This window comes from Kingella pumchi (assembly GCF_022288825.1).
Classification (GTDB): Bacteria; Pseudomonadota; Gammaproteobacteria; order Burkholderiales; family Neisseriaceae; genus Kingella_D; species Kingella_D pumchi.
The window spans coordinates 49,252-60,575 of the sequence record NZ_JAKOOW010000008.1 but is presented as its reverse complement, the minus strand read 5'-3'; the positions used below and the strand labels follow the sequence as shown (position 1 = coordinate 60,575).

General features: G+C 60.5%; 11 protein-coding genes. 8 read left to right on the top strand and 3 right to left on the bottom strand.

Annotated features, from left to right (window positions below):
- Positions 1-224 (top strand): hypothetical protein (locus MB824_RS02700; RefSeq protein WP_238745730.1); only part of this gene is annotated, 224 nt, incomplete at its 5' end.
- Between the two features lie 361 nt (positions 225-585).
- On the opposite strand, the gene MB824_RS02695 is transcribed toward MB824_RS02700, so the two are convergent.
- Both MB824_RS02695 and MB824_RS02690 read right to left on the bottom strand, forming a co-directional pair.
- On the bottom strand, positions 586-1,212 hold the full coding sequence (locus MB824_RS02695; protein WP_238745728.1) for an NAD(P)H-hydrate epimerase: 627 nt from the start codon (positions 1,210-1,212) through the stop codon (positions 586-588).
- Between the two features lie 162 nt (positions 1,213-1,374).
- On the bottom strand, positions 1,375-2,346 hold the full coding sequence (locus MB824_RS02690; protein ID WP_238745726.1) for a KpsF/GutQ family sugar-phosphate isomerase: 972 nt from the start codon (positions 2,344-2,346) through the stop codon (positions 1,375-1,377).
- Positions 2,347-2,473: 127 nt separating this feature from the next.
- Between MB824_RS02690 and tal the strand changes: the two genes are divergently transcribed.
- The 4 genes from tal (at position 2,474) to MB824_RS02670 (ending at position 6,040) form a co-directional block, all read left to right on the top strand.
- Positions 2,474-3,529 carry a transaldolase gene (tal, locus tag MB824_RS02685; protein ID WP_238745724.1) on the top strand — a complete coding sequence of 352 codons (1,056 nt, stop codon included), beginning with the start codon at positions 2,474-2,476 and terminating at the stop codon, positions 3,527-3,529.
- Positions 3,530-3,751: 222 nt separating this feature from the next.
- Entirely contained in the window at positions 3,752-4,384 is a 633-nt protein-coding gene (locus MB824_RS02680) for a hypothetical protein (RefSeq protein ID WP_238745722.1), read from the top strand.
- Positions 4,381-5,835, top strand: a complete 1,455-nt coding sequence (gene gatA / locus MB824_RS02675) for an Asp-tRNA(Asn)/Glu-tRNA(Gln) amidotransferase subunit GatA (RefSeq protein ID WP_238745720.1) — start codon at positions 4,381-4,383, stop codon at positions 5,833-5,835. The genes MB824_RS02680 and gatA overlap by 4 nt, the downstream gene beginning before the upstream one ends.
- Before the next feature lie 22 nt (positions 5,836-5,857).
- A complete protein-coding gene (locus tag MB824_RS02670) occupies positions 5,858-6,040 on the top strand; it encodes a hypothetical protein (RefSeq protein WP_238745718.1) in 183 nt (60 codons plus the stop codon).
- On the opposite strand, the gene MB824_RS02665 is transcribed toward MB824_RS02670, so the two are convergent.
- Positions 6,037-8,607: a FimV/HubP family polar landmark protein gene (locus MB824_RS02665; protein WP_238745716.1), complete on the bottom strand. Its 2,571-nt coding sequence runs from the start codon at positions 8,605-8,607 to the stop codon at positions 6,037-6,039. The genes MB824_RS02670 and MB824_RS02665 overlap by 4 nt on opposite strands.
- A 376-nt stretch (positions 8,608-8,983) precedes the next feature.
- Between MB824_RS02665 and adk the strand changes: the two genes are divergently transcribed.
- The 3 genes from adk to MB824_RS02650 all read left to right on the top strand — a co-directional run bounded on the left by adk (position 8,984) and on the right by MB824_RS02650 (position 11,281).
- Positions 8,984-9,634 (top strand): adenylate kinase, encoded by a 651-nt coding sequence (gene adk / locus MB824_RS02660; RefSeq protein ID WP_238745714.1) that lies wholly within the window; start codon positions 8,984-8,986, stop codon positions 9,632-9,634.
- Between the two features lie 94 nt (positions 9,635-9,728).
- A complete protein-coding gene (locus tag MB824_RS02655) occupies positions 9,729-10,316 on the top strand; it encodes a CNP1-like family protein (protein ID WP_238745712.1) in 588 nt (195 codons plus the stop codon).
- Between the two features lie 101 nt (positions 10,317-10,417).
- A complete protein-coding gene (locus MB824_RS02650) occupies positions 10,418-11,281 on the top strand; it encodes a phosphoribosylaminoimidazolesuccinocarboxamide synthase (protein ID WP_238745711.1) in 864 nt (287 codons plus the stop codon).
- The last annotated feature ends 43 nt before the right edge of the window (positions 11,282-11,324 follow it).

Below are 11,324 nucleotides of genomic sequence, written 5' to 3'. Positions count from 1 at the left end.
TCGGATGCGGGCGGCGGCGGGCGGTTTGTTGCTATGATACGGGTGTTCCGATATACAAGGTCGGATTCTCGAATCCGACGGCCGGCCGCAAGGACGGCATCCGGCAGGAATTTGAATCGCCTGCCGCAACACCATTGCCCTATAGCCGGCGGTTCTTGCCGCTTTACCTTTGCGCTCTGTCGCCGCGCGGCGACTTACTTTCTTTGCGTCGCCAAAGAAAGTAAGCAAAGAAAGGCGCCCCCGGTTGCAGGCCGCGCTTGGGGCGCGGCTTCCCTCACGCCGTACGGCTTTTCCGGCGCGTGCGAACTCGCCCGCTTGGGCGGGCTCAAACAGGGCGCACGCTTAAATCCGGAAAAACCGTACTCTGTTCGGCTGCGCCAGGGGGATAGGCTACCTGTGGCAAACTCTACTGAAAAGCAGCCTGAATAGTCCCGTAGGTCGGATTCTCGAATCCGACGGCCGGCCGCAAGGACGGCATCCAGTCAGAGAACCTGGAATATCGGACACGGATATCCAAGCTACACCACCAGCAAAAAAAAGCAGCCTGAAAACTTTTCAGGCTGCTTTTTTGCGCGGGTAATCGGCTTAATCGATGCCGATGTCCAGACACACCGTTTCGCCGCACAGCGCTTTGCCCGCGTCGCTGAAATGGGCAGGTTTGTAGGCGGCGAAGGCGTAGGTGAGGTCGGCACGGAAAGTGTCGGCATCGGCGGTGCCGCTGTCGCAGTCCAGGCCGGTGGGGATGTCGAGCGCCACTTTCAGGCCGGATGCGGCGTTGAGCCGGCGGCAGACTGCGGCGACGGTATCGGGCAGTGCGCCGCTGAAACCGGTGCCGAAAATGCCGTCGATCAGTACGCGGTAGCCGGTGTCCAAAGCACCGGCCAGTTCGTTGGCGGCGATAAAGGTAATGCCCACCGCACCCTGCAGCCGGCGGCGGTTCAGCTCGGCCAGTTCCGACAAATCACTGCCAAGTACAAAAGCGATATCGACGCGCCAGCCCTGCGCCTGCAGCACCCGCGCGATTACCAGGCCGTCACCGCCGTTGTTGCCCTTGCCGCAAACCACCAGCGCCCGGCCGGCGGCGGGCAGGCGCCGCAGCAAATCGGCCGCCGCTGCTTGGCCGGCGTTTTCCATCAGTTGCTCGAAACTCGTGCCGCGCCCAACGGCGGCCTGCTCGCGCCGGCGCATTTCGGCGGCGGGGTAGATTTTCATATCGCGTCTCCTTGTGCTTGGTTTGGCGCTGCCGATTGTACGTCAAAGGCAGCCTGAAAAGTTTTCAGGCTGCCTTTGAGTGTTGGGGTGTATTGGCAATCAGGGTTTCCCGAATATTTTCAGGCTGCCTTTTGCCTGTCAAAAACCAAATATCAAACCTCCCTAAACCACCCGCTCGCGCAACAAATCGTGCATATTGAGCGCACCGACCAAACGTCCCTGCTCGCTGACCAGCAGGCCGCCGATGCGTTTTTGCTGCATCAGTTTCGCCGCTTCGGCGGCCAGCTTGTCGGGGGCGATGGTTACGGGGTCGGGTTTCATAATTTCGTCCACCGTTAGGCCGGCAAGGGTGTCGCGGGTTTCCAGCAGGCGGCGCAGGTCGCCGTCGGTGAAAATGCCTTTCAGGCTGCCTTGTTTGTCGATTACGGCGAGCATGCCGAGACTTTTTTCGCTCATGGCAACCACGGCGGTTTTCAAGGGCGTGCCTTCGGCGACTGCGGGCAGGGCGTCGCCGCTGTGCATGACGTCGGCCACGGTGAGCAGCAGGCGGCGGCCGAGACTACCGGCGGGGTGGCTGAGCGCGAAATCGCCGCGCGTGAAGGAGCGGGCGTTGAGCAGGGCAACGGCCAGCGCGTCGCCCAGCGCCAGCACGGCGGTGGTGCTGGATGTGGGCGCCAGGCCGAGCGGGCAGGCTTCGCGGGAAACGGCGGCGGTGATGTGGATGTCGGCGTGGCGGGCGAGCGTGGATTGGGGATTGGACGTTACCGCCAGCAGCACGATGTTTTTGCGTTTGAGCGCCGGCAGGAGCGCGATGATTTCGTCGCTTTCGCCGGAATTGGACAGCGCCAGCACCGCGTCGCCGTCGCACACCATGCCCAAATCGCCGTGGGCGGCTTCGGCGGGGTGGACGAAAAAGGCGGGGGTGCCGGTGCTGGCGAGCGTGGCGGCGATTTTGCCGCCGATGTGACCGGACTTGCCCATGCCCATCACCACCACGCGGCCGCGGCAGGCAAGCAGCGCCTGCGCGGCGCGGGCAAAGCTGCCATCCAGCGAACGCGCCACTTCGCGCACCGCGTCGGCTTCGGTTTGCATCGCTTCGCGCGCCCATTCCAGAAAATCGTGTTCTGCCTGCATCGCCACTCCCGAAAATCAGGCAGCCTGAACGTTCGGCGAACGGGTTTCAGGCTGCCTGCAAACTGTTCAAAACAGTAAAAAAGCGTTAGCATGAAAACCTTTTTCACGCCTACGCAGAAGGAAAAACATGACAATTCTAGCCGAAGTCAAAGCACTTGGACAACAAATCTGGCTCGACAACCTGTCGCGCTCACTGCTGGAAAACGGTACGCTGGCACGGCTCTTGGCCGACGGAGTGTGCGGCGTTACTTCCAATCCGGCGATTTTCCAAAAAGCCTTCGCCGGCGACGAACTCTACCGCGCCGACATCGCCCGCCTGAAAGAGCAGGGGCTGGCACCGGCGCAGATTTACGAAACGCTTGCCGTGGCCGACGTTCAGGCTGCCTGCGACATCTGCCTGGGCGAATTTCAGCGCAGCGGCGGCAACAGCGGCTGGGTGAGCCTGGAAGTCGCCCCCGAGCTGGCGCACAACGCTGCCGGCACCATCGGCGAAGCCCGACGCCTGCACACGCTGCTCGCGCGCCCCAACGCCATGATCAAAATCCCCGCCACCGATGCCGGCATCCAAGCCTTTGAAACGCTTACCGCCGAAGGCATTAGCGTTAATCTGACCCTGCTGTTTTCCCGCGCGCAAACGCTCAAAGCCTACGCCGCCTACAGCCGCGGCATCGCCAAACGTGCCGCCGCCGGCCAGCCGGTGGGTGCAGTGCGCGCCGTTGCCAGCTTCTTTATTTCCCGCGTCGATGCCGCGCTGGATGGCAAGCTGCCTGAAAACCTGCGCGGCAAAACTGCCATCGCGTTGGCCAAAGCCGCCTATCTCGACTGGCAAAACCATGTGGCCGGCGCCGAATTTCAGGCTGCCGCAGCCGCCGGCGCTGCACCGGTCAGCCTGCTGTGGGCATCCACCGGCGTGAAAAACCCTGCCTATCCCGACACCCTGTATGTGGACAGCCTGATCGGCGAGAACACCGTTAATACCGTGCCCGACGCCACGCTGGCCGCCTTTATCGACCACGGCAGCGCCCGCCCCACCCTTACCGAAAACCAAGAGCAGGCGCTCGCCGATCTGGCCGCCGCCGAAGCGGCCGGCGCCGAATTGGAAACGCTGGCGCGCCAGCTGCAGGCCGTCGGTCTGCAGCAGTTCAAACAGGCGTTTGACCAGCTGCTCGCCGCATTGGGCTAAACCGTTTTCAGGCTGCCTTGCGGTGTAAAAAACGAAAAGCAGCCTGAAAACCCGTTTTGGCGCTTTCAGGCTGCCTTCTATGCCAACCGGCTGTTGTGATTGCAGCCGGTTCCGCATGATCCGCGCCTGCGTTTTCAGGCGGATTTCGGGTAAAATGCCGCTTTTTTCAGGCTGCCTGTGCCTGCACCGTTTGTCCGATACATCAAAAAGCAACGAACCGCCATGAAACCATCCAAAATTTCTGCCCTTGCCGCCCTGTTTCTCTGCGGCTTTGCCGGCGCCGAGCCGCAGCCGCAGGTGAAAGACAGCCAGCTTTTCGGCGAATGGGCGTGCAAAATCGCAGAGCAGCGCGATCCCATCCACACTTTCGCGCCGGACTACATCGTTTTTGTCGAAGAAAAAAACCTGCCCGCGCATCTATATGTCGCTTACTTTGAGCGCACCTTGAACGACGGCAAGGACAGCGGCAAAACCGCCAAGCCGCTGCGCTACCGCGAATACTATTCTGGTTTTTGGAACATCAAAGACGGCAACCGCGTGCTGCTGACCCTGTCGCTCGACAGAGTCGAGCGCCTGTACAAGCCTGAAGACATCAAAGACACCGCCCTGCGCAAGGAAGAAAAAGAATACATGGACTTTATGGAAGAAAGCGCACGGAAAAAAAGTTTCAAATCCACCGATATGCGCGTGCTCGGCATACGCGGCAACAAAATGGCCATCACCGATGACGAATCGCTGCTGTTTTGCACCAAGCAGCCTGAAAGCGGCACCGCCGAAACCGATACCCAAAAAGGCAGCCCAAACAATCCGCAGCAGCCTGAAAATCCGAAAACCAACCGCAAAGACCTGAAATGACCACCCCCTACACCCTCAAACAAGCCTCCGAATTATTACAATCCAAACAAATCTCCGCCGTAGAGTTGGCGGGCGAATACCTTAAAGCCATTGCCGCGCGCAATGCCGCCATCAACGGCTACATCACGCTTGACGAAGAAAAAACCCTCGCCGAAGCCCGCGCCGCCGACGCGCGCATTGCCGCCGGAGAAGCCACCGCGCTTACCGGCGTGCCAATCGCCTACAAAGACATCTTCTGCCAAACCGGCTGGCGCAGCGCCTGTGCCAGCAAAATGCTCGACAACTTCGTCTCGCCCTACACCGCCACCGTGGTGCAAAACCTGCTCGACCAAGGCATGGTAACGCTCGGCCGCACCAATATGGACGAATTTGCCATGGGTTCGGCCAACGAAAATTCCTACTACGGCGCGACCAAAAACCCGTGGAACACCGCCCATGTGCCCGGCGGCTCGTCCGGCGGCTCGGCAGCCGTGATTGCCGCCCGCCTTGCCCCCGCCAGCTTAGGCTCCGACACCGGTGGCTCCATCCGCCAGCCCGCCTCCCATTGCGGCATTACCGGCTTAAAACCCACCTACGGCACCGTTTCCCGCTTCGGCATGATTGCCTACGCCTCCAGCCTCGACCAGGCCGGCCCAATGGCGCAAACCGCCGAAGACTGCGCCATCCTGCTCAACGCCATGGCAGGCTTTGACGAACGCGATTCCACCAGCCTCGAACGCGAAAACGAAGACTACACCCGCGACCTAAACCGCCCGCTCAAAGGCCTCAAAATCGGCCTGCCCAAAGAATACTTCGGCGACGGCTGCGAAGCAGACGTCAAAACCGCCCTGCACAACACCATCGCCATCCTGCGCGAACAAGGCGCCGAAACGGTAGAAGTCTCCCTGCCGCAAACCGCCCTCTCCATCCCCGCCTATTACGTGCTCGCCTCCGCCGAAGCCAGCACCAACCTCTCGCGCTACGACGGCGTGCGCTACGGCCACCGCGCCGCCGAGTTTGCCAATCTCGAAGAAATGTACGCCAACACCCGCGCCGAAGGCTTCGGCAGCGAAGTCAAACGCCGCATCATGATCGGCACTTATGTACTGAGCCACGGCTACTACGACGCCTACTACATCAAAGCGCAAAAACTGCGCCGCCTCGTCGCCAACGATTTTCAGACGGCCTTTGCCGATTGCGACCTTATCCTCGGCCCCACCGCCCCATCTTCCGCCCCGCAAATCGGCAGCCACGGCGGCGACCCCTTGAAAGCCTACCTCTCCGATATCTACACCATCGCCGTCAACCTCGCCGGCCTGCCCGCCCTCAGCCTGCCCGCCGGCTTCTGCCGCAACGGCCTGCCCATCGGCGTACAGCTTATTGGCAACCACTTTTCCGAAGCCCGCCTGCTCAACGCCGCCCACCAAATCCAGCTTGCCAGCGACTGGCATACCAAAGCGCCTGCGTTGTAAAACCCAAACGGAAACGGATTGGATGGAACAAAGCAGCCTGAAAACGCAGTTTGGCGTTTTCAGGCTGCTTTTTATCCAAAGGACAGGAACAGACAGGCATCATCCGGAAATCTCTCCCCACAACCGGCAGGCTTGCACCCTTGCACCAGGAAAAGAAAACGGCATTTCCCGTAAGAAATGCCGTTTGATTTTTGCGGCTGCTTAGTTGCCCAATTCGGCCAGCAGGGCTTTGGCCTGGTCTTGGATGCTGCTGCCGTTTGACTCGGCAATCAGCTCGCGCAGGGTTTCGCGGGCGGTAGCGGCATCGTCGATTTCCAGATACATTTTCGCCAGCTCCAGCTTGGCTTCCAGCGGGGTATCCATATCGGAAACCTCGGCGCTGGCGATGGCATCGTGCGTCTGGTAGTTGGGCACTTCCGCTGCCGGCGCGGTAAATTCGGCCAGCGCATCGGCGCTGAGACCTTCCGCTTCTGCAGCAAACGGCGCGGCAAACGGATCGGCAGCGGCAGCGGAGATTTCAGGCTGCTGTGCCTGCTCTACTTGGGCAAAATCCAAACCGTCGTCGAAGGACAAATCGGCAACAGACAAATCGGCAACCGGTGCCGCCGGCACATTCAAATCGGCGGTTTCGGCAACGGCCGGCGTATCCAGCGCGAAATCCAAAGCAGAATCGCTCTGCAGGGCAGGCTCGGCCAAAGCGCTTTCGATATCGGCCACGGTCTGCTGCGGGCTTTCAAAGTCCGCCGCAAAATCCAAGGCGCCAAAGTCATCTGCTGCCTGGGTAACTGCCGGCTGCGGTTCGGGCTCGCCAACCGGCGCGAAATCGGCTACGGCATACTGCTCAAATGTCGGCTGCTCAAATGCAGGCTGTTCAAACACCGGTTCTGCAACGGCGGCAGGCTGTTCAAATACGGGCTGCTCGAATGCTGCCGGTTCAACAGCGGCAGGCTCGGCAAACTGCACTTCTTGCTCGCCAACTGAGAAAGAAGTTTCAGGCGGCATGCTTTCGGGTTCGTCCGGCTGGATGAAGTCGAAATCGGCCATCCAGTCGTCCTGCTCTTCGCTGGCGGGGGCGGCGGCAACTGCTGCTGCGGCGCTTGCCGCGGGTTTGGCTGCAGCCTGCGTGGCGGGAGCGGCTTCGACTTCTTCCCAGTTCCAATCACCGGCATCAAATTCGGTAGCCGATTGCGATGCCGCGCGCGCCAACTCTTCCGGACGGTTTTCCTCGACAACAGTTTCGGTCTTGGTAACAACTTCGGGCTGGAAGCTGTCTAAATCGAATGTAGATGCCTGGGGTTGAACCTGCGGCTGGGCGGCAGGAGTCACGCTCTCGGCAATATAGACTTCGTCGTCATCCTCAAAATCGGCTTCGTCATCTGTCGCAGTTTGTACTGCAGCCTGAGCCGCAGCATTTTGTGCGGCAGCCGAATTCCATTTGACGCGGCTGGCCGCTTCGCTGGCGGTCGGCAGATCGTCTTCTTCGCTATCCGCTTCTTCCTTACGGCGGCGGCGGTTATTGAAGAGATAAGCGGAACCGCCCAGCACCAGCGCACCGGCGGCGCCCATCGCCGCCCATTTGGTCCAATCGACTTCTTCACCGGCTGCACCGTCTTGGCCGGCAACATCCTGCTCGGCAGGCGGTGGAACCAGTTTCGGATCAGGATTCGGCACAGGCACTTCGGAAGCCTCGCCCTGTATTTCGGGCGGAATGGCGATTGTGCCTTCGGAAGCCTGCTGGCCGGCCGGAACATTGCCTGCCGAAGCGGGCGGAGTTTCAGGCTGCGGCGGCTGTACCGGCGGCATAGGCTCTTCAGGCTGCTTCGCCTGCTCCGGTTTGGCCGGTTCGGGTTTGGTTGGCTCGGGCTTAACCGGTTCGGGTTTCACCGGCTCCGGCTTGACTGCTTCGGGTTTGGGCTGCTCTTGCGGCTTAACGGCATCCTGCTGCGGTTTTACCTGCTCACGCGGCACTGCCACGTCGTTTTTCACTTCGCCGTTCCGTCCGGCCTGGTTGTCGGCCTGACGGCTCCAATCGCTGCGGGCGGCGGCACGGGCAGCGCGCCGGTCGGCAGCGGCGGCGTAAGCCTGCCATTGCGAGGCGGACGGAATGTACAGATTGGCATTGCGGTGGATTTCATCGACACGACCGCGGCGGAACACGCCCGGGTTGGCCGCCATCAGCGCCTGTATCGCGCGGCGCTGGCTGATGCTGTGCGGACGGTAGCGGCGGGCGATGGAGGCAACGCTCTCGCCGCGTTGGACGCGGTGGTAACGGCTTTTGGCAGAAGCGCCCTGGCGCTCGCGTTCGCCGGCGCCTTCCGGACGCAAAACCCTTTCCTGCTGCAAAGCATCGCCTGATGCGGGATCGGCGATGGGAGTCAGCGTACCGCTTTTACGCGGGGCTTTGCTTGCTTTGGGTGCGGAGGCTTTGGCAGGGGTGTAACGGGGCGGATTGACCATGGCTGTGTATTGACGTGTTTGTTTGCCGGCGGAAACGGTAAAGGTCAGGATGGGTTCGTGAACGGCGGAAGAAGAATGCAGGTGCAGCAGCACATTGCCGTTGCCCTGCGGAACCACCGTTCCCTGAAGGTTGGCACCGGAAATACTGATGTTCCGGCTTTGCATTACCGCTTCGGCTTCCCGGCCGCTGATCACGATGCTGCCTGAAAACGGCTCGCCCAAATTGGATTGGACATTCAAACCGCCCAAACCGGCAAGCGCCGGCACGGAAACGGCCAAAGACAGCGAAGCGGCGATTATTTTGTTTGTTTTCAAAGTAAGTCTCCATTAGCAAAGCCCCGCCAAGGGGCGCAAACCCGATGCGGATGCTTAAAAAATTTTCGGTATGATAGCGGTTTCTTAACCTTTATGCCAAGCCAAACGGCGGTTTTTGCAGCAAATACTTGCCCTTTGGCCGTGAAAAAACGCCGTTTTTCGGCACCCGCAGCCCAAAAAACGGCACATTTGATATTAGAAACAACAAAATAAATACTTTAGCGCTTCTTAACCCATTTTATGGAAGTTTTATACAAAAAAGCTGCAGCCGCCGCCATTGCAAGCCGCGCGGCGGTTCTTTCAGGCTGCCTTTGAAGCATAGTTTAAAAAGTATTAACATAGCGCCCTTTTCCCACCCCGCAACGAAAGACAGATTATGAAAATATTGCTGCTCGGCGCCCCCGGCGCAGGCAAAGGAACACAGGCACAGTTCATCACCCGCGCCTTCGGCATTCCGCAGATTTCCACCGGCGACATGCTGCGCGCCGCCATCAAAGCCGGCACGCCGCTGGGTTTGGAAGCGAAAAAAATCATGGACGAAGGCGGCTTAGTACGCGACGACATCATCATCGGCATGGTCAAAGAGCGCATCGCCCAAGACGACTGCCGCGACGGTTTTCTGTTTGACGGCTTCCCGCGCACGCTGGCGCAGGCCGAAGCGCTGCAGCAGGCCGGAATCGCGCTGGATGCGGTGGTTGAAATCGACGTGCCCGACGCCGTGATTCTCGAGCGCATCAGCGGCCGCCGCGTGCACCCCGCTTCCGGCCGCAGCTACCACATCGTCCACAACCCGCCCAAAGTCGAAGGCAAAGATGACGAAACCGGCGAAGACCTGATCCAGCGCAGCGACGACAAAGAAGAAACCGTGCGCAAACGCCTGGATGTTTATCACGGCGAAACCGCCGTTCTAATCGGCTTTTACAGCGGCTTGAGCGGCGAGCACGCCCCGCGCTACGTGAAAGTGGACGGCACCCGTCCGGTGGACGACGTGCGCGGCGAAATCCTGGCCGCGCTGGGCAAAGCATAAGCCCCAAAGGCAGCCTGAAAACGCCTTTTGCCGTTTTCAGGCTGCCTTAAGCCTTCGCCGTTTCCCATATTGATATTCAGGACAGGAGCAGAACATGAGCAAAACCGCATACGGATTCCTACTGGCCGTTGCGCTCTGCGGCAGCGCTGCCGCCGAATCGCTGACCGAAAAGCGTTTCGACCAAATGGGCGGCGGCCGCCTTGAAACCGAAAACTTCAGCGAAAGCAAGCTGTCGCTGCCCGCCGTGCCCGATCCGGCCGACCCCGAATGGCTCGACATCTACGTTTCGCCCACCTTCCGCGGCAAACCGCGCATCCTGCTCTCCAGCATCACCACCGCCGCCGACGGCAGCGTGCGCTATCTGCTGAACAACCGCTCGGCCGCCGGCTACGACAACATCAGCGCCGAAGGCCTGCTGTGCGTAACCGGCAACAAGCTGCTCGGCTCCGAAGGCGCCAAGCTCAAAACCTTTGCCTACGCCGATTTGGAAGGCCGCCGCTGGATCACGCCGCGCCAGTCCGACTGGAAAGTCATCGGCGGCAAAATCAACGGCAGCGACCCCGTGCGCCGCGAGCTCTACATCGCCCTGTGCATCGACGGACGCGCCAAAAACGACCAGGCATTGCGCCAGCGCGTTGCCGAACAAATCGGCACCCGCCACCAGCGTGAATACAGCAAATAAACCCGGCGTTTTTCAGGCTGCCCCGTACAGGATTAAGGCAGCCTGAAAAACACTCTGCCTTTGGCATCCCCCGCCCCCTTTTTCCCTACTGCGAGCCCGTCATGACCACCCTTTCCCTGAAAAAAATCTACTCCGGCAAAGTGCGCGACCTTTACGAAATCGACGACAAAACCATGCTGATCGTCGCCAGCGACCGCCTCTCCGCCTTCGACGTCATCCTGCCCGAACCCATCCCCGGCAAAGGCGAAATCCTTACCCAAATCTCCAATTTCTGGTTCGGCAGACTCGCCCACATCATGCCCAACCACTTCACCGGCCAAAGCGTGTACGACGTGCTGCCCGAAGCCGAAGCCCGCGCCGTCGAAAAACGCGCCGTCGTCGCCAAACGCCTGACACCGGTAAAAATCGAAGCCATCGTGCGCGGCTATCTGGCCGGCAGCGGCTGGAAGGAATACCAAAAAACCGGCGCCGTCTGCGGCATCAGGCTGCCTGAAAACCTGCGCGAAGCCGAAAAACTGCCCGAAATCCTATTCACCCCATCCACCAAAGCCGAAGTTGGCGGCCACGACGAAAACATCAGCTTTGCCGAATGCGAAAGCATCATCGGCGCCGAACTGGCCGCGCAGGTGCGCGACAAAGCCGTCGCCCTTTACAGCGAAGCGGCCGCCTACGCCGAAACGCGCGGCATCATTATCTGCGACACCAAATTCGAGTTCGGCCTCGACGAAAACGGCACGCTGACCCTGATGGACGAAGTGCTGACCCCCGATTCCAGCCGCTTCTGGCCGCAAAGCCAGTACCAAACCGGCATCAGCCCGCCCTCGTTTGACAAACAGTTCGTGCGCGACTGGCTGGAAAGCAGCGGCTGGAACAAACAGCCGCCCGCCCCTGCCGTGCCCGCCGACGTGATCGCCAAAACGCTGGCCAAATACCGCGAAGCGCTGGACTTGCTGACGGCAGCCTGAAAAACAAGGCAGCCTGAAAACCCATTTCAAGGTTTTCAGGCTG

Coding starts and splice junctions, on each gene's coding strand:
- MB824_RS02695 (WP_238745728.1), bottom strand. CDS start 1,212: ATGAAAATCTACCCCGCCGCCGAAATGCGCCGGCGCGAGCAGGCCGCC.
- MB824_RS02690 (WP_238745726.1), bottom strand. CDS start 2,346: ATGCAGGCAGAACACGATTTTCTGGAATGGGCGCGCGAAGCGATGCAA.
- tal (WP_238745724.1), top strand. CDS start 2,474: ATGACAATTCTAGCCGAAGTCAAAGCACTTGGACAACAAATCTGGCTC.
- MB824_RS02680 (WP_238745722.1), top strand. CDS start 3,752: ATGAAACCATCCAAAATTTCTGCCCTTGCCGCCCTGTTTCTCTGCGGC.
- gatA (WP_238745720.1), top strand. CDS start 4,381: ATGACCACCCCCTACACCCTCAAACAAGCCTCCGAATTATTACAATCC.
- MB824_RS02670 (WP_238745718.1), top strand. CDS start 5,858: ATGGAACAAAGCAGCCTGAAAACGCAGTTTGGCGTTTTCAGGCTGCTT.
- adk (WP_238745714.1), top strand. CDS start 8,984: ATGAAAATATTGCTGCTCGGCGCCCCCGGCGCAGGCAAAGGAACACAG.
- MB824_RS02655 (WP_238745712.1), top strand. CDS start 9,729: ATGAGCAAAACCGCATACGGATTCCTACTGGCCGTTGCGCTCTGCGGC.
- MB824_RS02650 (WP_238745711.1), top strand. CDS start 10,418: ATGACCACCCTTTCCCTGAAAAAAATCTACTCCGGCAAAGTGCGCGAC.